We start from the raw sequence: 22,835 nt of genomic DNA, 5'->3' as shown, positions 1-22,835 counted from the left end.
TTGCCCGGGGAGGGGCTTACGAGTCGCGCGGGATCTGCAGGATCTGCCCGGCGTAGATGCGGTCGTCGCGCACGTTGTTGGCCGATCGCAGATCCGCCAGCGACAGGCTGTAGCGATCCGCGATCCCGGAGAGGGTCTCGCCCGGGCGGATGATGTGCTGGTCCGGCTGGCCGTCGGCGATCAGGGTGCCCGGGCGGGCATGGGTGGAGAAGTACGAACGCAGGCCGGTCAGCAGGGCATCCGCCAGCGAGTTCTGGAAGCTGGCGCTGCGCAGCTTGCGCTCCTCGGAGGGGTTGGAGATGAATGCCGCCTCGACCAGGATCGACGGCACATCCGGCGAGCGCAGCACCGCGAAGTTGGCGCGTTCCACTTCCGGCTTGCGCACCTTGCCCACGCGGTGCAGCTCCGCAATCATCCGCTCGGCCAGGGTGTTGCTGGCCTCCAGGCTGCCGCTCTGGGCCAGGTCCAGCAGGACATTGGCCAGGGAATCGTCCTTGCCGTTGATCGGCACGCCGCCCAGGCTCAGGTCCGCCTGGTTCTCGCGCTGGGCGAGGAAGCGCGCCGCCTCGCTGGAGGCCCCGCGCTCGGACAGCATGTACACCGAGGAACCCTGCACGCTGCGATTGGCGATGGCATCGGCGTGGATGGAGACGAAGACGTCCGCGTCTGCCTTGCGCGCCCGCTCGATGCGTTCGCGCAGGGGCAGGAAGTAGTCACCGCTGCGGATCATCACCGCCTGCATGCCGCGCTCGTTGTCCACGCGCTCGGCCAGGCGCTTGGAGATCTGCAGCACCACATCCTTCTCACGGGTGCCGGCCGGGCCGATCGCGCCCGGGTCGTGCCCGCCATGGCCGGCGTCGATCGCCACCACGACATCGCGCAGGTTCTCCTGTGAGCGCCCGCGGCGGGAGGACCCGTTGTTCTCGGCCGCACGCGGGGCCGCGGGGGCATCCCCGGCCGTCAGGTCCAGCACCAGGCGGTGCGGGGCCCCCTGCGCCGGCATCAGCACGAAGCTGCGCGGCTCCACCGGCTTGCGCAGGTCGAAGACCACGCGCAGGTCGGAGCCGTTGCGCGCGGCATGGCGTACCGCCTTGATCGCCGAGCGCGGGTTGTCGCTGACCGCCAGATCCTCCACCGCCCGCGCGTTTTCGAGGTCCACCACCAGGCGGTCGGGGGACTGCAGGCGGAACATGGAGTACTCGGCCTCGCCATCCATGTCGAACACCAGGCGCGTGGTGTCGCCATCCACCGACATGCGGACCCGCTGCACGCCGGTACGGGCCAGGGCGGGCAACGGCATCCCGACCAGCCCCAGGGCAGTCATGGCGCGCAGCAGCTGGCGGCGGCGCAGATCCGGCAATGTTGGTTGGCCCACGGCGATTCCCTTTGTAATCAGGGGTTCTGACTACATTGTGGACGCTTTTTCTGGAAAAGCAATAGCGATTTTCGTTCTTTATGAGCGAGATATCGCTCGTTTTGCGCGTGGAGGGCCAACTCTGGAGCCCGCTCCCCCTGGGTGCGATCTCTCAACAGGCGGTTTACGAGGCAACGCCCTGGTCGCGCAGGGCCTGGCGATAGGCCTCGGCGAGCGGGCCCTCCAGGCGGAGTTCGCGCCCTTCCTCCCCGGCCGCGCGGTGCGCCAGACGCACGACCAGATCCGGCGCCGGCAGCCAGCCGGCACCGCGTTCCGGCCACTCGACCAGCCACAGGCCCTCGCCCCCGAAGGCCTCGCGCACGCCCAGGTATTCCAGTTCCTCGGGGTCGCCCAGGCGGTAGAGATCGAAGTGCAGGACCTCGCGATCCGCCAGCCGGTACGGCTCCACCAGGGTGTAGGTAGGGCTGCGCACAGCACCCGCGTGCCCCAGCCGGTGCAGCAGTCCGCGTACCCAGGTGGTCTTGCCCGCGCCAAGATCCCCCTCGAGAAACACGATGTTCGGTTGATCCAGCGCCGCCAGGGCCGCCCCGGCCGCCTCGGTGGCCTCCAGGTGCGGCAGTACCAGCGGGTCGGATGCCGCGCTCATTGCCCACCCCCGGCGGCGGCCGGCAGGGCATCGGCCAGGTCCCCGGCCAGCATGCCGCGGGCCCCGCCCAGACGATCGCGCGCCACCCGGGCGGCGGCACAGTGCCAGGCCGCCCCGGTCTCGGCCGCGCCGCGCGCATCCGCGCCCTGCGCCCGCAGCGCCGCGATGATACCGGTCAGGACATCGCCGCTACCGGCGGTGGCCATGCCCGGATGCCCCCCGGTCACGCAGGCCAGCGGCCCGGCATCCGACGCGGCCGCCACCAGCGTGCCGGCCCCTTTCAGCAGCACCACGCCGCCCAGGCGTTCGGCCAGGGCCCGGACCTGCCCCGGCCGATCGGCCTCGATCGCCGCGCGGTCCGCCCCCTGCAGGCGGGCCGCCTCGCCCGGGTGCGGCGTCAGCACCCAGTCCGCGGCCCGACGCGGCGCCTCGGCCAGGAGGTTCAGGGCATCGGCATCCACCACCCGGGGCATCTCGGCATCGGCCACGGCCAGCCACAGGCCCCGGCCCCAGGCGTCCAGCCCCAGCCCCGGACCCACGGCGACCACATCGACCCGGCGCATCAGCGCCTGCAGTTCGCCCGCATCGCGGACGCCCTGCACCATCAGTTCGGGGCGCTCCAGATTGGCCCAGGCCGCGTGTTCCGGGTGAGTGGCCAGGGTCACTCGCCCGGCGCCGGCGCGCAATGCCGCGGTCGCGGTCAGCCGGGCCGCGCCGGAATACCCCGGCGCGCCGCCCACGACCAGCACATGCCCGCAATCCCCCTTGTGCGCCCCCGGGCGTCGGGGTGGCAGCCCCCGGGACCAGTCCGAGGGGCCGACACGGCGCGCCACCGGGGCCACGCCGTCGAAGATCGCAGGGGGCAGGTCCAGCGGCGCGACCTCCACGGCGCCGACCACGTCCACCGCGGGGCCCGTATGCAGCCCCAGCTTGTCCGCGATCATGGTGAGGGTGCGCTCGGCCCGCACCGCGCGTCCCAGCACCCGGCCGCTGTCGATGTCCACGCCCGAGGGCGCATCGGCCGCCAGGATCGGGGCGCCGTTCGTGTTCAGCCGCTCGATCAGTTCGCCGTAGGCATCCGTCAGCGGGCGCTCCAGGCCGATCCCGAACAGGCAGTCCACCCAGACCTCCGCGGCCGCCGGGTCGAACGATTCCAGCGTGTGGACTTCGCCCCCACCATCACGCCAGCGGGCGTGGGCACGGCGGCCATCGGAATCGGGGCGGGCCCGCGACGGCCCGCCATGGACCCGGACCTGCAGCCCCGCCTCGGCCGCCAGCCGGGCCAGGACGTAGCCATCGCCCCCGTTGTTGCCGGGCCCGCAGACAATGCCGATACGACGGGCCTGCGGCCAGTGACGGCGCAGGGTGTCCAGCAGGGCCTGGCCGGCCCGCTCCATCAGCTCGCCCGGCGCCACCCCCGGCTGGGCCAAACCGGCGGCATCCAGGGCGCGCATGCCCGCGTTGTCGAACAGTGCGCTGGTCAATGCTTGTGGGTCGGGTTCATGATTCACGCCATTACCTCCGTCGCGGAAGCCAAATCGTGCCTCAGCGCCTCGATCCACGCCAATGCACCGAACTGGCCGAACGTATCCGTACGTGGGGCGGCGAGTTGGGCTTTCAGGCCGTGCGCATCGCCCCCGCCGAGGTCCCCGCGGAGGATCGCCGGCACCTGGATAAATGGCTCGCGCAGGGTTCGCACGGCGAGATGGGCTGGATGGCCGAGCGGGCGGCCCTGCGCCACGCCCCGGATGCCCTGGTCCCGGGCGTACAGCGCATCATCAGTGTCCGCATGGACTACTTCCCGCCGGCCAGCCGGCGTCCGGCCATCCAGCTGGCCGGGCAGGACCGCGCATATATCTCCCGCTACGCCCTGGGACGCGACTATCACAAGCTGCTGCGCAAGCGCCTGACCACTCTCGCACACCGCATCGAGGCCGAGGTGGGCCCGTTTGGCTATCGCGCCTTCACCGACAGTGCCCCGATCCTCGAGAAGGCCCTGGCCGCCCGGGCCGGGCTCGGCTGGATCGGCAAGAACACCAATCTGCTCGCGCGCGAGAGCGGTTCCTGGTTCTTTCTCGGGGAGCTGTTCACCGACCTGCCGCTGCCGGTGGACGAGCCGGCGGGCGAGCACTGCGGCCAGTGCACCGCCTGCCTGGAGGTCTGTCCCACGCAGGCCTTCCGCGGCCCGTATGACCTGGACGCCCGGCGCTGCATCTCCTACCTGACCATCGAGCTGAAGGGTTCCATCCCCGAGGATCTGCGCCCGCTGATCGGCAACCGCATCTACGGCTGCGACGACTGCCAGCTGGTCTGTCCGTGGAACCGCTTTGCCGAGGTCTCGGCGGAACCCGACTTCATCGCCCGCCACGGTCTCGACAGCGCCAGCCTGGTCGAGCTGTTCGCTTGGGACGAGGCGACCTTTCTCGCCCGCACCGAGGGCATGGCGATCCGCCGCATCGGCCATCCGCAGTGGCTGCGCAATCTCGCGGTGGCCCTGGGCAACGGCCCGGCAACCCCGGAGGCGGAGGCCGCCCTCGCCGCCCGTGCGGACCACCCGTCGGAACTCGTGCGCGAACACGTGGCCTGGGCCCGGGAACAGCTGCGCGCGCGCCGCGGCGCGGTGCCCCCGTCGCCGGAGACCCTGTCCCGGCTGACCCGCGCACCCCGGTAGCCGAGTACTCCGGTAGTCCGCTCGGCGCAGGTTGCCAGCATCGGCGCGACCGGCGACACTCGGGGGCCAAACGCAGCGTCCCCCCGGGCCCCGCCCACCACGAAAGGCTCCGTTCCTCGCCATGCCCGACCACCCGGACACCACGCGCTACCAGCGGATCTTCGAACAGGCGCCCGAGGCCCATCTGGTCCTGGACCGGCGCGGCGGGATCGTCGCGGGCAACCAGGCCGCCTGCGAGCTGCTGGGCTACACCCGGGCCGAACTGACCGGCGGCGTGCACATCACCGACCTGGACCTGCAGGCCACCCAGGACGATGTGGACGCCGCCCATTCGGACCCGGACAACCGCCTTCCCGCCCACTTCGAGAGCCACTACCGGCGGCGCGACGGCAGCGAATTCCCGGCCGAGGTCCACATCAATGCGATCCGCACCGACGGCGAGATCGAGGTCTTCACGACCTTCCGCGACATCACCCGTGAACGTCAGTCGGAACAGAACCTCCGGCGCCTCGAGACCCAGCTCGGGGCCACCGTGCGGCATGCCCCGCTGATCCTGTTCGCGCTGGACGCCGACGGCCGATTCACCCTCTCGGAGGGGGCCGGCCTGCACGCCCTGGGCCTGAGCCCCGGCGAGGTCGTCGGTCGCGACTTCCGCGAGGTCTATGCCGATCACCCCGACACCCTCGCGGCCGCCGAGCGGGCCCTGGCGGGCGAGGCCTTCCAGTTCGAGGACTCGGTCAACGGGACCCACCTGAGCGTTTCCTGGATCCCGCTGAAAGACAGCGACGGCGTACTCGGCGTCGCCTGGGACATCACCTCGCTGCGCGCCGCCGAGGCGGCTACCGGGGCCGAGCGCGACCGCCTGCTGACCACCCTGCAGTCAATCAGCGACGGCGTCATCACCACCGATACCGCCGGACGCCTGACCTACCTCAATCCCGCGGCCCAGGTCCTTCTGGGGGTCGACGCGACCGCCGCCCAGGGCCAGCGCGTGGACGAACTCCTGGATCTCGAGGACACCCGCACCGGGGCGAGCGTGCACCACCCGGTGGAACAGTGCCTGAAGCTCGGCGCGAGTACGGAGTCGCCCGAGCGCATCCTGCACCGGGCCGACGGCGCGATCCGCGTGGTGCGCATGCTGGCGTCTCCCTTGCAGCGACCGGACCGGGCCTCCCAGGGCGTCGTGATCGTGCTCCACGACCACACCGAACTGTGGCAGATGACCCAGCAGCTCAATCACCAGGCGAGCCACGACGACCTGACCGGCCTGTGCAACCGGCGCGAATTCGAGCGACGTCTGGAGGAGGCCCTGCGCACCCTGCAGGGGGACCAGACCCCGCACGTGGTGTTCTACATGGACCTCGACCAGTTCAAGATCATCAACGACACCTGCGGGCACCAGGCCGGCGACGAGCTCCTGCGCGAGCTGTCCGAACGCCTGCTGCACCTGATCCGCGAGAACGACACCCTGGCCCGCCTCGGCGGCGACGAGTTTGGCCTGCTGCTGTGTCACTGTCCGCTGGAGCGCGCGGAGGCGATCGCCCAGCGAATACTGGAGACCGTCCAGGCCCTGCGCTTCCAGTGGGAGGGCCGGCGCTTCGATGTCGGGGTCAGCATCGGCCTGGTCCCGGTCGGCGGCCCGGAACAGACCCTGCCCGAGGTCCTCAGCCAGGCGGATTCCGCCTGCTATGCCGCCAAGGAGAATGGCCGCAACCGGATCTACGTCTGGCAGCCCACCGACCAGGCCCTACGCCGGCGGCGCGGGGAGATGGAATGGGTTGGCCGCATCCGCGCGGCGCTGGACGAAGGGCGCTTCGAGTTGTTCGGCCAGGCGGTGCATCCGCTGGGGCCCACCGATCCGGACCTGGCCCATGTCGAGGTGCTGATGCGCCTGCGCGACGAGGAGGACCGGTTGATCCCGCCGGGCACCTTCATCCCCGCCGCCGAGCGCTATCACCTGATGCCGGACATCGACCGCCACGTAATCGACAGCGCCTTCGCGATGCTGTCGCGGCATCGCGCGGCGCACGCTGACGGCCCCCGCTGCGACCCGACCGTCGCGATCAACCTCTCGGGCCAGTCGCTGGCCCAGGAGAGCATGCTCGAGTTCGTCGCGGAGCGCCTGCAGCACTACGCGATCCCGCCACAGTGCATCATCTTCGAGATCACCGAGACCGCGGCGATCAGCCACCACGAGCGGGCCCAGAGCCTGATCCGCACCCTGCGCTACATGGGCTGCCGCTTCTCCCTGGACGACTTCGGCAGCGGGCTGTCGTCCTTCGGCTACCTGAAAAACCTGCCGGTGGACTTCATCAAGATCGACGGCAGCTTCGTGCGCGACATCGCCCACAACGCGGTGGACTCGGCCATGGTCACGGCCATCCACCGTGTCGGCCACGTCCTCGGCCTGCGCACCATCGCCGAATGCGTGGAGTCCGAGGCCACCATGGAACGCCTGCGCGAGATCGGCCTGGACTTCGTGCAGGGCTTCTACCTGTCGCAACCCACGCCCCTGGAGCAGCACCTGGAACCCGCGGACAACGCCAGCCACTGACCCCTTATTTCTGAGTGTTTTCCTTGGTTTTTGCCGGCGCTTTCGCGGCCGCGGCCGCGACTTGCTAGCGTATCGACAAACCAGAAACGGAAAGCCACGCACCCATGCCGTACTCGGAAGAACGCATTACCTCCACGCACCGCTGGTCGGACAAGACCTTCAGCTTCACCACCACGCGACCGGAGGGGCTGGAGTTCAAGAACGGGCAGTTCGTGACCCTGGGCCTGCGCCCCGAGGGCAAGTTGATCCCGCGTGCCTACTCGATCGTCTCCGAGCCCGAGGCCGAGGAACTGGAGTTCCTGAGCATCCATGTGCCGGATGGCGCGCTGACCAGTCGCCTGGCCGAGGCCGGCCCGGGCGACTCGATCTGGATCAACACCAAGGTCACCGGCTCGCTCACCTTCGACTACGTGCAGCCGGGCCGCACCCTGTACATGCTGGCCACCGGCACCGGTCTGGCCCCGTTCATCTCGCTGATCCGCAGCCCGGAGCTGTTCGAACACTTCGAGAACGCGGTGCTGGTGCACAGCGTGCGCACGGTGGAAGAACTGGCCTACCGCCAGGAGATCGAGTCGCGCATCAGCGACCGCCTGCGCTACGTGCCCACCGTGACCCGCGAAAACCACGACTTCGCCTGCCCGATCGCGCAGCAGCCGTACGACAACAACCAGCGCGGGGCCGACATGTTCCGCTCCGGCGAACTGAGCCGTATCCTCGACCTGCCCCCGGCCGATCCGGAGCAGGACCGCGTGATGCTGTGCGGCAACCCGGCCATGAACCGCGAGATGAGCGAATGGCTCACCGAGCACGGCTGGACCCAGACCAACTACAAGGGCGTCGGGACCTTCACCGTCGAGCAGGCCTTCGTGACCACCATGTCCGACTCGGACGACTGAGTCCGCGACGGGCGGCGCTCAGGCCCCCGCCAGCAGGATCCAGCGCGCCTCGTTTATCCGCTGCAGGGTTGCCGTGTCGCCCCCGCGATCCGGGTGGTGGCGCTGCGCCATGCGGCGGTACTGATGGCGGACCGTGTCGGCGTCCACGGGGTCGGCCAGCTCCAGCACCGCCAGCGCCTGGTCGCGCCGCTCATCCCGCCCCATGCGGGCCCAGAACTCGCCCAGAAGCGCCTCCACCGCGGCCGCATCCATCCGCTCCAGCTGGGTCAGGTCCAGATAGTAGGCACGCAGCGGATCGTGTGGCGCCGGCAGGCCCGCCGCCCCCGGTCGTGACCCGCCCTCCGCCGGTTCGATCCCGATATCCAGACAGTGGATGCGCACCCACTCGCCTTGCGGCAGCAGCCCGTCGCGCAGCCGGTACAGGCAGTGAAACAGCAGGAAGTGAGTCTGGAACAGGCTCAACGGTTCGCGCAGCCGCGCGGCGGCAAAAGGTGCCACCCCCGCGTCGCGCAACTGCGCGATCAGGGCGTGCTCGGTCAACCCGGATGGCCGCGCCCGCAGGCACTCCAGTACCGGTTCCAGCAGCGCCGCCGCCACCGGCGCCCCGGTCGTCTCATCCGCCTCGATCATGCGCCCGGAAACTCGCCGTCGACATACACCCAGCGCCCATCCTCGCGGCGAAAGTGGCTGCGTTCGTGCAGGCGCACCCCCTGGCCACGCACCCGCGAGCGGGCAACGAACTCGACCCAGCCCTCCCGGTCCTCCGGCCCCCCGGCCCCGGTCGCGCGGATCGTCAGCCCCAGCCAGCGCTGGTCCGGCTCCAGCATCAGGGATTCCGGTCGCGTCTCCGGGGCCCAGGTGGCCAGAAGATAGTCCTCGCGCCCCTCCACGAAGGCGGCATAGCGCGAACGCATCAGCGCCTCCGCCGTTGGGGCCGCGGCCGCACCGTCCAGAAACGCCCCGCAGCAGGCCGGCCGGTCCCGCCCGGACCCACAGGCGCATGTACCCCCCTTCCTGCGGCTGGCCTTGCCCAAGCGATACCCCCCTCATCGAAGTCCCCGCCAGCATGCCCGAGCCATCGCCCGGGGTCGAACCCTCACATTGGGGCTGGTCTTTCACCTGTGGAAACGTTAGGTTGCGAAAGCACCCAAGGGAACGCTGATTCATGGCCAACATCCTGATCATGGGCTGCGGCGATCTCGGCTGCGGCGTCGGAGAACAGCTCGCCGCGGCCGGCCACACCGTCTGGGGCCTGCGCCGCCAGCCGGAGCGCATACCGGAGCCGATCCAGCCGCTGGCCGGCGACTTCGCCCGCGCGGACGCGCTGCCGCCGCTGCCCCCGGCGCTGGACACCGTCTATTTCATCGCCACCCCGGGCGAGTTCACCGAGGCCGCGTACCGCCGCGCCTATGTCGACGGCCTGCGGAACACCCTGGCCGCGTTGGAACAGGCCCAGCAGCACCCGCGCCGCATCGTGTTCGTCTCCAGCACCTCGGTCTTTGGCGCCGACGACGGGCGCTGGGTGGACGAGACCAGCCCGGCCGAGCCCACCCGCTTCTCCGGGCGCTGCCTGCTGGAGGCCGAGCAATTGCTGGCCGACAGTCCGTTGGCCGGTGTGGTCGTGCGCTTTGGCGGCATCTACGGGCCGGGGCGCGAATATCACCTGCGCAAAGTGCGCGAGGGCATTCGCGGCCAGCACGAGGCGCCGGTCTGGACCAACCGCATCCACCGCGACGACTGCGTGGGGCTGCTGACCCACCTCTTCCACCTGGACGACCCCGAGCCGCTTTATCTGGGGGTCGATGACGAGCCGGCGTTGCGCCACGAGCTGCTCGGCTGGCTGGCGCAGGAGATGGAGCTCGATCCGCCGGGGACGCCGCCGATGCCGGCCGGCGAGGTCTGCGGCAAGCGCTGCCGCAACGAGCAGCTGCATGCCAGCGGGTATCGCCTGCGCTATCCCGACTACCGCACCGGCTATCGCGCCCTGCTCGACCAGATCGCCACCACCTGACCCAAGCCCTCACGCCTTGCAGGCTGAGCCCCGTCGGCCCTTGATGTTTCGTGCTTCGTCTGGCCGCCTGCCCTGTTGTGGCTAGGCCTGGTTCGTCCTCCGGTGTTTACGTGCCTTCGGTCCGCATACTGCCGTGCGCTGACTCGCCAGCGCGCCGCGAGGTACTTCTTTGCTCGTGCAAAGAAGTACCCAAGAAACACGCCCGACTGCCGCGACCCCGGCCCGCTTCGCGGGCCGGGGTTTCCCTCGCTCCGAGGGTTTTCGCGGGCGGCGCTGAACTCGCTACGCCTTCGGCTTCGCTCAGACATCCAGCGCCTCTGATCCCGCGAAAACCCTCTCCACTCGGCGCGACGACAACGGGGAGGCAGGTCAAAACAACGGCGGTCCCGACGGTCTAGCCAGTGGATAAAGGCTGGGTCTTCGCACATCTTGGGCACGCTCGGCCTTCGGCCATAGCGTGCCGCGCCCGCATGCGGGCGCCGGGGGGCTGTCGGACGGCTAGGCCGTTGTTGTGTCGTGGGGTCGGAGTGCCTTCTGTCTTGACCTTCCTCCCCCGTCTGGAGCCCCTCGCGGAGGGCGTGATGGGCCGGCCCGTTTTCCATAAATTCGGGGCGCTGGATGTCTGAGCGAAGCCGAAGGCGCAGCGAGTTCAGCGCCGCCGGCCCGAGGGCCCTGGAGCAAGGTTCCCAGGCGGAATCCGGGTGCCCTTCTTTGGGTACTTTCTTCGGCAAGCAAGAAAGCCAGTTGTTGATCAAAAACGGGCGCGGCGCGCTGGCGAGTCAGCGCACGGCAGTACGTGGACCGAAGGCACGTAAACACCGGAGGACGAACCAGGCCTAGCCACAACAGGGCAGGCGGCCAGACATAAGCAACGTAAACACGATAGCGGACAGCGGGCGATGAGCGCGCCGCGCCGTTATAATGCGCGGCTTTCCCCACATTCCGACCCGAGCGCGCCCGCGATCATGGACAAAAGCTTCGACCCCAAGAGCATCGAGCAGACCCAGTACGAACGCTGGGAGGCCGCGAACATCTTCGCGCCGCCGGAGTCGGGCGAGGCCAACTACTGCATCCTGCTGCCGCCGCCGAACGTGACCGGCACGCTGCACATGGGGCATGCCTTCCAGCACACCCTGATGGATACCCTGATCCGCTACCGGCGCATGCACGGCGACCGCACCCTGTGGCAGGGCGGTACCGACCATGCCGGGATCGCCACGCAGATGGTGGTCGAGCGTCAGCTCGCCGCCGACGGCAAGGGCCGCCACGACCTCGGGCGCGAGAAGTTCCTCGAGGCGGTCTGGGACTGGAAGGGCCAGTCCGGCGGTACCATCACCCGCCAGATGCGTCGCCTGGGTGATTCGGTGGACTGGTCGCGCGAGCGTTTCACCATGGACGACGGACTGTCCCACGCGGTGCGCGAGGTCTTCGTGCGCCTGCATGACGAGGGCCTGATCTATCGCGGCAAGCGCCTGGTCAACTGGGACCCGGTGCTGCACACCGCGCTGTCCGACCTGGAGGTGCTGTCGGAGGAGGAAAACGGCCACCTGTGGCACTTCCGCTATCCGCTGGCCGACGGCTCGGGCCACCTGACGGTTGCGACCACCCGCCCCGAGACCATGCTGGGCGATACCGCCGTCGCGGTGCACCCGGAGGACGAGCGCTACCGGCACCTGATCGGCAAGACGATCCGGCTGCCGCTGGTCGGGCGCGAGATCCCGATCATCGCCGACGACTATGTCGAGGCCGAGTTCGGCTCCGGCTGCGTAAAGATCACCCCGGCGCACGACTTCAACGACTACGCGATGGGCCAGCGCCACGACCTGCCGGTGATCAATATCCTGACCATCGACGCCTGCCTGAACGACAACGTGCCCGAGGCCTACCAGGGCCTGGACCGCTATGAGGCTCGCAAGCGGGTGGTCGCGGATCTCGAAGCCGAAGGCCTGCTGGAGAAGATCGACGACCACAAGCTGATGGTCCCGCGCGGCGACCGTTCCGGCACCGTGGTCGAGCCCTACCTGACCGACCAGTGGTACGTGAAGGCCGGCCCGCTGGCCGAACCGGCGATCAAGGCGGTGGAGGACGGCCGCATCCGCTTCGTGCCGGAGAACTGGTCGAAGACCTACTTCGAGTGGATGCGCAACATCGAGGACTGGTGCATCTCGCGCCAGATCTGGTGGGGCCACCGCATCCCGGCCTGGTACGACGGCGATGGCAACGTGTACGTCGGGCGTTCCGAGGACGAGGTGCGCCAGAAGCACGGCCTGGGCGCCGAGGTGGCGCTGGAACAGGACGAGGACGTGCTGGACACCTGGTTCAGCTCGGCGCTGTGGCCGTTCTCCACCCTCGGCTGGCCGCAGCAGACGCCAGAGCTCAGGGACTTCTACCCGACCAGCGTGCTGGTCACCGGCTTCGACATCATCTTCTTCTGGGTCGCCCGCATGATCATGATGGGCGAGCACTTCATGGGCGACGTGCCGTTTCGCGAGGTCTACGTCACCGGCCTGATCCGCGACTCGGAGGGCCAGAAGATGTCCAAGTCCAAGGGCAACGTGATCGACCCGATTGACCTGATCGACGGCATCAGCGCCGACGAGCTGGTGGCCAAGCGCACCCAGGGCCTGATGCAGCCGCAGATGGCGAAGAAGATCGAGAAGACCACGCGCAAGGCCTTCCCCGACGGCTTCCCCGCGTTCGGAACCGATGCCCTGCGCTTCACCCTCGCGGCGCTGGCCACCACCGGGCGCGACATCAAGTTCGATCTCGGCCGCATCGAGGGCTACCGCAACTTCTGCAACAAGCTGTGGAACGCCTCGCGCTTCGTGCTGATGAACGTCGAGGGGCAGGACTGCTCGGCGGCCACCGACACGGCCGAACACCGCACCCTGGCCGATCGCTGGATCCTCGACCGCCTGGCCGCCACCGCAGCGACCGCCACGCAGCAGCTCGACGCCTACCGCTTCGACCTCGCCGCGCAGACGCTCTACGAGTTCACCTGGCACGACTACTGCGACTGGTACCTGGAGCTGACCAAGCCGGTCCTGAACGACGTGGCCACGCCGGAGGCGGTCAAGCGCGCCACGCGCAATACGCTGGTCACCGTGCTCGAGGCCCTGCTGCGCCTGCTGCACCCGGTGATGCCGTTCATCACCGAGGCGATCTGGACTAGTGTGAAGCCACACGCCGGGATCGGCGACGACGTCGAGTTCCTGGTGCAGTGCCGCTGGCCGGCGCAGGACGGCTTCCCGCGTGATGCCACCGCCACCGCCGAGCTCGACTGGGTCAAGGACTTCATCACCGGGCTGCGCCGCATCCGTGCGGAAATGGACATCGCCCCGGGCAAGCCGCTGCCGGTACTGGTGAAGAACTGGACCGACGCCGACCAGGAACGCTACACCCGCCACCGCGGCCTTCTGGAATTCCTGGCCAAGCCGGAAAGCGTCACCTGGCTGGACGCCGCCGACGAGGCGCCGGAATCGGCGATGGCCCTGGTCGACGACATGCAGCTGCTGATTCCGCTGGCCGGCCTGATCGACAAGGACGCCGAGCTGGCCCGCCTGGACAAGGAGATCGGCAAGCTCGACAAGAACCTCGAGCAGAGCGAAAAGCGCCTTGCCAACGCAAGCTTCGTCGACCGCGCCCCGGCCGACGTGGTGCAAAAGGAACGCGACCGCGTCGCCGAGATGCACGCCACCCGCGACCAGCTCGCCGCCCAGCGCGAACGCATCCGCGCGATGTGAGGGCCTGTATTCACCACGAAGACACGAAGAAGGTCAAGGGCGAAGGGCGTTTAACAGGAAGTCGGGAAGACCGGAAGAACGAACAGGGACTAAAGGCGCTGTCCAGATGCCACCGCCTTGGGCGCAGCCCGCTGCACAGCTAGGCCAACCACCGTAAACCCTTCCCGTCTTCCCATCTTCCTGTAGATGTTTTTCCGGTTTTCTTCGTGCCTTCGTGGGCTTCGTGGTGAACAACTCAGGTGATGCGTTCGAGCATGCCACGGTGGCGGATGAGGCGGGCAAAGCCGCGGCCCACATGGTACCAGTGCAGCATCCAGGCCTCCCGTGCCAGCCGGGCCGCGGACACCCGCGAGCCCAGCTCGGCCGGACAGGGACAGACGCGCAACCCCATGCCACGCGCCATCGCCGCCGACCGGGCGAGATGGAAGCGGCTGGTAATCAGCACCAGCGGCGCGTCGTCATGCGGCTCCCGCGCCAGCAGGTCACGCGCGTTGCGCAGGTTCTCCAGGGTGTGCCGGGAGGCATCCTCCGTCTGGATACGCTCGGCCGCAATGCCGTGGCGGCGCAGAAATGCGGCGCCCGCGGCGGCCTCGGTCGGGCCCTGCGGGGACGTCTGCCCGCCCAGCACGAGGATCCGGGCCTCGGGGTTGCGCCGCGCCAGCCGCACCGCGCGCAACAGGCGCAGACGGTACCCCGGACCTGGCGCCCCGGCCTCCAGTTGCTGCCCCAGCACGAGGATGCACCGGCCCCTTCCGGGACAGCGCAGCTGACGTGACCAGCGCAGGGCATGGGTCCACAGCAGCAGCCAGGACAGTCCGCCGGTTGCCAGGATGATCAGGTTCGACAGCGCGAAGGTCGCCAGGCCATCCGCGCCGATGCGCCCCAGTCCGACCCGTGCCGCACCCACGCGAGTCCGCTCAGGCCTCGTCTTCGGGGGTCGTGCCGCCGGTGAAACGCAGCCGCGCGTTGCGCCGGCGCCGCGCCCAGAAGTGCAGGGCCCGCGGCAGATTCAGCGCCATCTGGGTGTAGTACACGGCCTTGAAAGCGCGCAGCGACCACTGCACGCGGGTGTTGCGGTAGACATCGCCGGCCAGCAGGGAGATCACCGCCTGCTCCATGCCCAGGGTGTTGCGCGGCCCCATGAACAGCTTGCGCATCACCGGGCTGTTGAAGCGGTAGATCAGCCAGGAGAAGCGGCGCACGCCCCGGCGAACGTCGCGCTCGAACGCCCGCAGGTAGCGCCCGGCGCGCGCCGGACGCGCGAGGCAGCGGTCCACCGCGTCCGCGGCGCGAAATCCCCCCGACATCGCGATATAGACCCCGCTGGAGAACACCGGGTCGACAAAGGTAAAGGCATCGCCCACCAGCAGGTAGCCCGGCCCGTGGGCCTGACGCGAGCGGTAGGAGAAATTGCCGGTGGCATTCACCGGACCGGCCAGTTCCGCGCCCTGCATGCGCTCGAACGCCGGGGGACACAGCTTCAGCGTCTCCCACAGGAACGCCTCCGGCTTGGTCCTGCGCGTCTTCAGGTATTCCGGAAAGCACACCGCGCCCACGCTCATCGCACCGTCACGCAGCGGGATCATCCAGATCCAGCCATGCTGGAACCAGTAGATACTGATGTTGCCGGCATCCCGCCCGGGACGCCGCGGCACATTATTGAAGTGGCCGAAGATGGCCGCGCTGTTGTGCTCCGCGTTGCGCGTCTTCAGATCGAGGCGGCGCGCCAGGAAGGTATCGCGCCCGGAGGCATCGACCACGAAGTCGGCCTCGAACTCCAGCGTGTTCCCGGCCGCGTCGCGCGCGGTCACCTGCTGGGTCCCGCCGTTCGCCGGGTCGGCCAGGGCCACATCCGAGACCGTCACCTCCTCCAGCACCCGGACCCCCAGGCGCGCGCTGTTCTCCAACAGCAGGTGATCGAACTCCGAACGCCGCACCTCGTAAGCCGAAGCGGGGGTATCGTCGTTCAGGGCACGTTCGAAGTAGTAGGTGCGCGGCGCATCGGGCGCCTCGGGGATGGTGAACTCGGCCCCATGCTTGGGGATGCCGAGGGTCGCGACCGCGTCGGCAATCCCCAGCTCCTCGAACAGCGGCATGTTCATCGGCAGCAGGGATTCGCCGATGTGGAAACGCGGATGCCGGGCCTTCTCCAGCAGCACCACGTCGCGACCCTTCTGCGCCAGCCGGGAGGCAACGGTGGAACCGGCCGGACCGCCGCCAATGACCAGTACCTGACAGCGACCGTCCGTTCCCGCGTTCTCTACCGCTTGTTTCAAATGCTGTCTCCACTGGCCATCCGGGCGCCCAAAACGGCGACCCGAACCGGTCGCGAGGGTACCACGACCCCCAAGGTGTGGGTATCATCGGCGCCCAGCAGGGTGACCGCCACGCGAAGTGGAAGTTCGCGGGCGGTCACAAAACCGCACATCACGACACCCCGGGGGAACACGTGGCATCGCAAACAGCGTTCGAACAGGAAGTCGCCCAACTGATCGTCGACAGTCTCAATCTGGAGGACGTGACGGCGGGGGAGATCGAGCCGGAAGACGCCCTGTTCCGCGACGGGCTGGGTCTGGACTCCATCGACGCCCTGGAACTGGCCCTGGCGATCTCGCGCGCCTACGGCGTCCAGATCCGTTCCGACGACGAGAACAACCGCCAGATCTTTGCATCCCTGCGCGCCCTGAGCGCCCACATCGAGGCGAACCGAGCCGCGTCGTGAACACCCCGCTCGCCGCCAGCGTGGCCCTGTGCTATCCGGTCGCGGTCGTGTTCGGCGTGGCCTTCGAGGTCCCCTTGCTGCCACTGGCGATCCTGGCCGTGCTAATCCTGGTGGCGAGCTGGGGGGCCCTGGGGCCCGCCGGGCGGGCCGCGCTGGTCCTGGCGCAGGCCGCCGCCGTCGCGCTGTTACTGACCCTTGGCGCCGGAACCTGGCTGCTGTACGCCATACCGGTCCTGATCATGGGGCTGCTGGCGTGGCTGTTCGCGCGCTCGCTGCGCCCCGGCTCCACGCCGCTGATCACCCGCTACGCCCTGGCCATGGGCGCCTCCGACACCCCCGCGGTGCATCGCTACACGCGCAATCTGACCATTGCCTGGGCGCTGCTGTGCGGTGTCCTCGCCCTGGTCTCCGCCTGGCTGGCATTGTTCGCCTCCGCAACGACCTGGGCGCTGTTCGCCAACGGAATTAACTACCTGCTGCTGGCCAGCCTGTTCCTGCTGGAGTACCCGCTGCGCCTCTGGCTGCTGCGCGACGAGCCGCGCAGCGGTTTCCTGGCCTACCTGATCGAGCTCGCGCGGGTCGATCACCACCGGATGCTGAGGCACCCGTGACGGACCCGACAACGGACATGCGGCCGCTGATTGCCGAAGCCCCGGAACCGCTGGCCCGGATCGGGGATCGCCGGGTCTCGCGCGCGGCGTTCCTCGCCGACGTGCAGGCGCTGGCCGCGCAACTGCCGCCGGCCTGCGCGGCCTTCAATCTGTGCCAGGACCGCTACCACTTCGCGGTCGCCTTTGCCGCGATCCTGCTGCGGGGTCAGACCAACCTGCTGCCGCCCAACCGCGGCCGCACGACCCTGGCCGAGATCGCCGGCCAGTATCCGGATGCCATCGCCCTGGTGGACGGCCCGGACGCCGAGATCGCCATCCCGGTCCTGCGCGTCGCCGCCCGCGGCGAGGCGGGCGAGGCCATGGGCCCCGTGCCCGCGATCCCTGGCGAGCAGACCGCCGTCCTGGCGTTCTCCTCCGGCAGTACTGGCACGCCCACGGCGCACGCCCGCAGCTGGACGGCCCTGCATGCGGTCACCGCCCAGGCCCTGGGGGCCCTCGACCTGGCGGGCCACCCCGGCCCCACCCTGGTCGGCACGGTACCGCCACAGCATATGTACGGCCTGGAATCGACCGTGCTGTATGCCCTGCTGGGGCACACCACGCTGCTGGCCGGGCGCCCGTTCTACCCCGAGGACGTGCGCACGGCGCTGGCCGACAGCGCCCCGGCGGTGCTGGTGACCACGCCCTTCCACCTGAAGGCCTGCCTGCGCGCCGGCCTCGAGTGGCCGTCACCGACCCGCATCCTCTGCGCCACTGCGCCGCTGTCCCCGGATACCGCCGCCCGGGCCGAGCGGGTCTTCGGCTGCCCCCTCGACGAGATCTACGGCTGCACCGAGGCGGGGGCCATCGCCACGCGCCGCACGACCCGCGAGTCCGCCTGGACGACCTATCCCGGGGTGGAGATCCATCCCGGAGACACCGGGCGCGCGTGGGTCCGGGGCCCGCAACACCCCGAGCCTGTGCCGCTTCCGGACCATATCGAGGTGCAGGACACGCGCCTTTTCCGCATGGAAGGCCGTCTCGCCGATCAACTGAATATCGCCGGCAAGCGCGCCTCGCTGGCCGATTTGAACCGGCGCCTGAATGCCATCCCCGGGGTGCTCGACGGCGTCTTCATCCCGCCGGATCCCGAATCGGACACGCACGGCGTCACCCGCCTGGCGGCCCTGGTGGTCGCCCCGAAACGCAGCGAAGCCGAAATCCAGGCGGCACTGGCCGACTGCATGGACCCGCTGTTCCTGCCGCGCCCACTGGTGCGGGTCGACCACCTGCCGCGCTCGGCCACCGGCAAGCTGCCGCGTCAGGTCCTGCTGGACCTGCTCGCCCACCACGGCCAGTGCGCCTGACGGCGCGCCGCCCCATGCAACCGCCGGCCGTCCAGTCCACCATCCGCCGCATCGGGGCCGAGCACCCGTCCCTGCCCGGGCATTTCCCCGGCCACCCGGTGGTCCCCGGCGTGGTAATCCTCGATCAGGTGGCAGCGGTCGCGCGGGCCCACGGTCTCGGACCGGTCGCGGCCCTCCCGCAGGTCAAGTTCCTCGCGCCGCTGACACCGGAGGCCGCGTTCCGCATCGAGATCGACCCGCCCGGTCGTGGCGGGCGACAGGGGTTTCGCGTCGTGGCCGCCGAGAGCGAGCCACCGGTCACCTTCTGTTCCGGCCAGCTGGTCACGCTCCACGACACCCCGGACCCATGAGCCGCGCCTGGTTCCAGCAGGCGGAACGGGGCTCGCCGCTGGCCCTGCGCATCATCCTGTGGGTGGCCCTCAATCTCGGGCGCCGGGCCAGCCGCGCGCTGCTGTACCCGATCACCGCGTATTTCCTGCTGTTCGCGCCGCAGTCGCGGCGGCACAGTCGCAATTACCTGCGCCGGGCGCTGCAGCGCGAGCCGCGGCTGGCGGACCTGGCGCGCCACCTGCACAGCTTCGCCGCGGTGATCCTCGACCGGGTCTTCCTGCTCGCCGGGCAGGATGCCTGCCTCGATATCCGGGTCCACAACCGCGAGACCTTCCTCGAACACGTGGACAGCGGCCGCGGCGCGATCCTGCTGGGCGCGCACCTCGGCAGCTTCGAGGCCCTGCGCGCCCTGGCGGTGGGCAAGTACGACTTCCCGGTGCGGGTCCTGATGTACAGCGACCACAACCAGAGCATCACCCAGGTCCTGGAGGCGCTGAATCCCGAGGTGGCCGCATCGGTAATACCGCTGGGCCGCACCGAGACCCTGATCCAGGCCCGCGAGTGCCTGGACCGCGGAGAGCTGATCGCCACTCTGGGCGACCGCGTCGCCGAGAGCGACAAGATGGTCGCCTGCGACTTCCTCGGCGACACCGCGCTGTTCCCCCAGGGGCCGTTGCTGCTGGCCGCGGTACTCAAGGTCCCGGTGATCCTGTGCTTCGGGCTCTATCGCGGCGGCAACCGCTACGATATCGTCTTCGAACCCTTCGCCGAGACCCTCGACGCCCCGCGCGGGCAGCGTGACGAGATCCTGGCCCAGTGGGTACAGCGCTATGCCGACCGCCTCGCGGCGCGGGTACGCGAAGCCCCCTACAACTGGTTCAATTTCTATGACTTCTGGGACGATGCATCCAAATAGGCGAGGCCACGGCCTTGGCCCGCGTATCCGCCAGTCCGGCATCACGCTGATCCTGGCCTTGGGTCTTCTCGCCCCTGTATCGGCCCTGGCCAACGACACCCTCGGCGCATTGCTGGAAGCCCTGACCACCGAGCGGGCAGCGACCCTCGCGTTCGAGGAGCGCCGCGACGATCCGATGCTGGAGTTCCCGGAGATACGTTCGGGCTCGCTGGCCTTCGAGCCCCCCGATACCCTTACCCGCCAGGTCGACGGCCCGCGGGGCGAGACCGTGCACATCGAGGGCGACACCCTCACCCTGGAACGGCGTGGCTCCAGCCGCGAGATCGACCTGAACGAACAGCCCGCCCTGGACACCCTGACCGGCCTGTTCCGCGCCCTGCTGAACGGCGACCGCGAGCAACTGGGGGCCAATTTCGAGATCGAGCTGACGGGCGACATGGAGGCCTGGACCCTGGAGCTCGTCCCACGGGACCGCGCCCTGCGCCGCATGGTCCCCGAACTGACCCTGACCGGCGCCGGCGACGAACTACGCGAACTGATCACGGTCGAGGCCGGCGGACACCAAAGCCACATGCGCTTCGAGCCGCCACAGTACGCGGACTAGGGAAACACTGATTGATGTGCCCGTCCCGCATCGCCCTGGGCCTGTGGCTGGCCGCGCTCACGCTGGCCACGCTCACGCTGGCCCTGCGCGGCGAACTGGTTACCGACCTGCAGGGCTTTGCCCCGGACCCGGTCAGCGCCGACGGCATCGTGCTGGATCCCGGGGCCGGCCCGGCCGGACGTATGTTGCTGCTGGCGATCGCCGGGGGCGAGGCGCGCGATCGGGCCGCGGCCAGCGATGCCCTGGTCGCCGCTCTGGAGGATGTCCCGGACGTGGCGGGCGTCCACAACGGCCGCCTGGACCCCGACGACCCGGCCCTGGAATTCCTGATCGAACATCGCTACCTGCTGAGCCCGCGAATCCATGCCGATGCCTTCAGCCAGGATGCCCTGCGCGAACACCTGCAGGCGCGCCGCGATGACCTCTCCAGCGCCGTCCCGGAGCTGCCCCGGGAACTGATCCCGCGCGACCCCACCGCCGAGACCCGGGTCGTTCTGGAGCAGCTCGCCACCACCGGCGGCCGGGCAACGACCGGGCCGGACGGGGTCTGGGTGACCCCCGATCGTGAACGGGCGCTGCTGGTGCTGCGCAGCACCGCCGACGGCATGGACCTGGACGCCCAGGCGGCCCTGATCGAACGCACGCGCACCGCCTTCGCCGACCTCGACCCGCCGGAACTGCGCCTGCAGATCGCCGGCCCGGCGGTCATCGCGGTGGAATCGCGGGCCACCATCCGTGGCGAGGTCACCTGGATCACCACCGGCGCCAGTATCGCCCTGGCCCTCCTGCTGCTGGCGGTGTTCCGCCACCCGCATCCGGTCTGGCTGGCAGCCGTACCGCTGGCGAGCGGCATCCTGATCGCGGCGGCGGTGGTCACTACGGTCTTCGGGCACCTGCACGGGATCGCGCTGGCCTTCGGCATCACCGTGCTGGGGATCGCCCTGGACTACCCCTTGCACCTGTTCGCCCATGCGCAGCGGCGCGACAGCCCGCACCCCGGGGACGCACGCCTGGCGCAGGCCGCGCGCGAACTGGGGCCCGTGATCGCCCTGGGCGCTGGCAGCACCGTGCTGGTGTTTGCCCTGATGGCCCTCACCGGCTTCTCCGGCATGGCGCAGCTGGGGCTCTTCGTGCTGACCGGAGTGGCCGTGGCCGCCGTGACCACCCGCTGGGTCCTGCCGGTCCTGGTTCCCGCCCGGTTGCAGCGCGAGGGCCTGCCGGCTCCGAGGCTGCCGGTCCCGGTCGCGCTCGCGCACCCCCCGGCGCTGGCCCGCTGGGGCGTCGCCCTGCTGGCCCTGGCCGCGGTCGCCGTGGTGGCGAGCGCCGATCCGTTTCCCTGGGAAGACCGCCTGTCCGCGCTGCACCCGGTGCCGGAGGAGCAGGTCACACTGGACCAGGAGCTGCGGGGCGCACTGGGGCTACCGGACGTCCGCCACGCCCTGCTGATCACTGCCGACTCCGCGGAACGAGCCCTGCGCGCCAGCGAGGCCCTGGTCCCGGAGCTGGAAGCCCTGCGCGCATCCGGGCTCGTGGACGGCTTCGGCCACCCCGCCGAGGTACTGCCAAGCCGGCAGCGCCAGCAACAACGCCAGGCCGCGCTGCCGCACCCCGATGACCTGCGCGAACGCCTGGCAGCGGCGAGCGCGGATCTCGGGTTCCGCGAGGGGGCCTTCGCACCCTTTGTGGAGGACATCTCGGCGGCTCGCGAGCAGGCACTTCTGGCCCCGGAGACCCTGCCGGACGGCCCCCTGCGCAACGCGCTCGACCCCCTGCTTCAGCCACACGAGGACGGCCAGGGCTGGACCGCCTGGGTCCGCCTGCAAGGGGTCCGGGATGACGAGGCCCTGGCGCGCTGGGCCGCAGACATCCCGCGGGCCGACCTGTCGGAACGGGAGGGGACCGGCGCAGGCGTGCACCACATCGATTTCTTCCGGGCCTCCGAGGAACTGGTCATCGGCTTCCGCGACGAGGCCCTGCAGCGCCTGGCGCTGGGTCTTGTGGCCGTCGCGCTCCTGCTGCTGGTCGCCACTCGGGCCCCGGGGCGCAGCCTGCGCATCCTGACGGCCGTCGGCACCGGCTTGCTGCTGACCCTGGCCGCGCTGATCCTGCTGGGCGTCCGGCTGTCGCTGTTCCACCTGATCGCGCTGCTGCTGATCGCCGGGCTGTGTCTGGACTACGCGGTGTTCTTCAGCCGCCCCCTGCGGGATGCCGCGGCGCGCCTGCGCAACCTGCGCTCGGTCGGCGTCTGCGCGCTGTCGACCCTGGTGGTGTTCGGGCTGCTGGCCCTTTCCAGCCTTCCGGTCCTGCAGGCCCTGGGCCTCACCGTGGTGCTGGGCGTGGTATTTTCCTTCCTCGCGGCGGCCCTGCTGGCGCCCGAGGTCAACCCAGGAAAACACTGATCCAGGCGATG

19 protein-coding genes are annotated in these 22,835 nt (G+C 69.9%); 12 read left to right on the top strand and 7 right to left on the bottom strand.

Annotated features, from left to right (window positions below; genetic code table 11):
* Positions 1–16 precede the first annotated feature (16 nt).
* The 3 genes from H609_RS0112630 to H609_RS0112620 all read right to left on the bottom strand — a co-directional run bounded on the left by H609_RS0112630 (position 17) and on the right by H609_RS0112620 (position 3,505).
* Positions 17–1,324: an N-acetylmuramoyl-L-alanine amidase gene (locus tag H609_RS0112630; protein WP_051074658.1), complete on the bottom strand. Its 1,308-nt coding sequence runs from the start codon at positions 1,322–1,324 to the stop codon at positions 17–19.
* Between the two features lie 214 nt (positions 1,325–1,538).
* Entirely contained in the window at positions 1,539–2,021 is a 483-nt protein-coding gene (gene tsaE, locus H609_RS0112625) for a tRNA (adenosine(37)-N6)-threonylcarbamoyltransferase complex ATPase subunit type 1 TsaE (protein WP_018876126.1), read from the bottom strand.
* Positions 2,018–3,505, bottom strand: a complete 1,488-nt coding sequence (locus tag H609_RS0112620) for a bifunctional ADP-dependent NAD(P)H-hydrate dehydratase/NAD(P)H-hydrate epimerase (protein WP_028485086.1) — start codon at positions 3,503–3,505, stop codon at positions 2,018–2,020. The genes tsaE and H609_RS0112620 overlap by 4 nt, the downstream gene beginning before the upstream one ends.
* A gap of 56 nt (positions 3,506–3,561) precedes the next feature.
* Between H609_RS0112620 and queG the strand changes: the two genes are divergently transcribed.
* From queG to H609_RS0112605, 3 genes are all read left to right on the top strand, one after another.
* Positions 3,562–4,692: a tRNA epoxyqueuosine(34) reductase QueG gene (gene queG, locus H609_RS0112615; RefSeq protein WP_028485085.1), complete on the top strand. Its 1,131-nt coding sequence runs from the start codon at positions 3,562–3,564 to the stop codon at positions 4,690–4,692.
* A gap of 121 nt (positions 4,693–4,813) precedes the next feature.
* Positions 4,814–7,246, top strand: coding sequence for an EAL domain-containing protein (locus H609_RS0112610; RefSeq protein ID WP_028485084.1), 2,433 nt, complete (start codon positions 4,814–4,816; stop codon positions 7,244–7,246).
* 104 nt (positions 7,247–7,350) lie between these two features.
* On the top strand, positions 7,351–8,142 hold the full coding sequence (locus H609_RS0112605; RefSeq protein ID WP_018876122.1) for a ferredoxin--NADP reductase: 792 nt from the start codon (positions 7,351–7,353) through the stop codon (positions 8,140–8,142).
* Between the two features lie 18 nt (positions 8,143–8,160).
* Here H609_RS0112605 and H609_RS0112600 read toward each other — a convergent pair whose 3' ends face one another.
* Both H609_RS0112600 and H609_RS0112595 read right to left on the bottom strand, forming a co-directional pair.
* Positions 8,161–8,772 carry a DNA-J related domain-containing protein gene (locus H609_RS0112600; RefSeq protein ID WP_028485083.1) on the bottom strand — a complete coding sequence of 204 codons (612 nt, stop codon included), beginning with the start codon at positions 8,770–8,772 and terminating at the stop codon, positions 8,161–8,163.
* Complete coding sequence (locus H609_RS0112595) at positions 8,769–9,176, bottom strand: YchJ family protein (protein ID WP_369773674.1); 408 nt, start codon at positions 9,174–9,176, stop codon at positions 8,769–8,771. The genes H609_RS0112600 and H609_RS0112595 overlap by 4 nt, the downstream gene beginning before the upstream one ends.
* A 131-nt stretch (positions 9,177–9,307) precedes the next feature.
* Here H609_RS0112595 and H609_RS0112590 point away from each other — a divergent pair, with 131 nt between their 5' ends.
* The gene (locus H609_RS0112590) at positions 9,308–10,153 is read left to right on the top strand and encodes an SDR family oxidoreductase (protein ID WP_018876120.1); all 846 of its coding nucleotides are present in this window, start codon (positions 9,308–9,310) and stop codon (positions 10,151–10,153) included.
* A gap of 965 nt (positions 10,154–11,118) precedes the next feature.
* Positions 11,119–13,896 (top strand): valine--tRNA ligase, encoded by a 2,778-nt coding sequence (locus tag H609_RS0112585; RefSeq protein WP_028485081.1) that lies wholly within the window; start codon positions 11,119–11,121, stop codon positions 13,894–13,896.
* Between the two features lie 235 nt (positions 13,897–14,131).
* On the opposite strand, the gene H609_RS0112580 is transcribed toward H609_RS0112585, so the two are convergent.
* Positions 14,132–14,803 carry a YdcF family protein gene (locus tag H609_RS0112580; protein WP_028485080.1) on the bottom strand — a complete coding sequence of 224 codons (672 nt, stop codon included), beginning with the start codon at positions 14,801–14,803 and terminating at the stop codon, positions 14,132–14,134.
* A gap of 10 nt (positions 14,804–14,813) precedes the next feature.
* A complete protein-coding gene (locus H609_RS0112575) occupies positions 14,814–16,172 on the bottom strand; it encodes an NAD(P)/FAD-dependent oxidoreductase (protein WP_018865743.1) in 1,359 nt (452 codons plus the stop codon).
* A 173-nt stretch (positions 16,173–16,345) separates the two neighbouring features.
* Between H609_RS0112575 and H609_RS0112570 the strand changes: the two genes are divergently transcribed.
* Genes H609_RS0112570 through H609_RS0112540 form a run of 7 tightly spaced genes read left to right on the top strand, consistent with a single transcriptional unit; the run spans position 16,346 to position 22,824 of the window.
* On the top strand, positions 16,346–16,618 hold the full coding sequence (locus H609_RS0112570; protein ID WP_026279160.1) for a phosphopantetheine-binding protein: 273 nt from the start codon (positions 16,346–16,348) through the stop codon (positions 16,616–16,618).
* Entirely contained in the window at positions 16,615–17,229 is a 615-nt protein-coding gene (locus H609_RS0112565; RefSeq protein ID WP_018878773.1) for a hypothetical protein, read from the top strand. The genes H609_RS0112570 and H609_RS0112565 overlap by 4 nt, the downstream gene beginning before the upstream one ends.
* 17 nt (positions 17,230–17,246) lie before the next feature.
* Positions 17,247–18,575 (top strand): AMP-binding protein, encoded by a 1,329-nt coding sequence (locus H609_RS0112560; protein WP_028485079.1) that lies wholly within the window; start codon positions 17,247–17,249, stop codon positions 18,573–18,575.
* Positions 18,576–18,589: 14 nt separating this feature from the next.
* The gene (locus H609_RS0112555) at positions 18,590–18,925 is read left to right on the top strand and encodes a hypothetical protein (protein WP_028485078.1); all 336 of its coding nucleotides are present in this window, start codon (positions 18,590–18,592) and stop codon (positions 18,923–18,925) included.
* Positions 18,922–19,821 carry a lipid A biosynthesis acyltransferase gene (locus H609_RS0112550; protein WP_018865748.1) on the top strand — a complete coding sequence of 300 codons (900 nt, stop codon included), beginning with the start codon at positions 18,922–18,924 and terminating at the stop codon, positions 19,819–19,821. The genes H609_RS0112555 and H609_RS0112550 overlap by 4 nt, the downstream gene beginning before the upstream one ends.
* Before the next feature lie 58 nt (positions 19,822–19,879).
* The gene (locus tag H609_RS0112545) at positions 19,880–20,425 is read left to right on the top strand and encodes a LolA-related protein (RefSeq protein ID WP_038036326.1); all 546 of its coding nucleotides are present in this window, start codon (positions 19,880–19,882) and stop codon (positions 20,423–20,425) included.
* Between the two features lie 14 nt (positions 20,426–20,439).
* A complete protein-coding gene (locus H609_RS0112540; RefSeq protein ID WP_019559085.1) occupies positions 20,440–22,824 on the top strand; it encodes an MMPL family transporter in 2,385 nt (794 codons plus the stop codon).
* Positions 22,825–22,835 lie beyond the last annotated feature (11 nt).

The sequence above is a fragment of the Thioalkalivibrio sp. ALE17 genome, assembly GCF_000425605.1.
In the GTDB taxonomy this organism is placed as follows: domain Bacteria; phylum Pseudomonadota; class Gammaproteobacteria; order Ectothiorhodospirales; family Ectothiorhodospiraceae; genus Thioalkalivibrio.
The sequence above is the reverse complement of the archived record's forward strand: the minus strand, read 5'-3'. Positions and strand labels throughout refer to the sequence as shown.

Bases quoted from the DNA above. Each gene is read 5' to 3' on its own strand.
- H609_RS0112550 (WP_018865748.1), top strand. From the start codon at position 18,922: ATGAGCCGCGCCTGGTTCCAGCAGGCGGAACGGGGCTCGCCGCTGGCC.
- H609_RS0112555 (WP_028485078.1), top strand. From the start codon at position 18,590: ATGCAACCGCCGGCCGTCCAGTCCACCATCCGCCGCATCGGGGCCGAG.
- H609_RS0112600 (WP_028485083.1), bottom strand. From the start codon at position 8,772: ATGATCGAGGCGGATGAGACGACCGGGGCGCCGGTGGCGGCGGCGCTG.
- H609_RS0112540 (WP_019559085.1), top strand. From the start codon at position 20,440: ATGTGCCCGTCCCGCATCGCCCTGGGCCTGTGGCTGGCCGCGCTCACG.
- H609_RS0112630 (WP_051074658.1), bottom strand. From the start codon at position 1,324: ATGACTGCCCTGGGGCTGGTCGGGATGCCGTTGCCCGCCCTGGCCCGT.
- H609_RS0112605 (WP_018876122.1), top strand. From the start codon at position 7,351: ATGCCGTACTCGGAAGAACGCATTACCTCCACGCACCGCTGGTCGGAC.
- tsaE (WP_018876126.1), bottom strand. From the start codon at position 2,021: ATGAGCGCGGCATCCGACCCGCTGGTACTGCCGCACCTGGAGGCCACC.
- H609_RS0112590 (WP_018876120.1), top strand. From the start codon at position 9,308: ATGGCCAACATCCTGATCATGGGCTGCGGCGATCTCGGCTGCGGCGTC.
- H609_RS0112560 (WP_028485079.1), top strand. From the start codon at position 17,247: ATGCGGCCGCTGATTGCCGAAGCCCCGGAACCGCTGGCCCGGATCGGG.
- H609_RS0112585 (WP_028485081.1), top strand. From the start codon at position 11,119: ATGGACAAAAGCTTCGACCCCAAGAGCATCGAGCAGACCCAGTACGAA.
- H609_RS0112610 (WP_028485084.1), top strand. From the start codon at position 4,814: ATGCCCGACCACCCGGACACCACGCGCTACCAGCGGATCTTCGAACAG.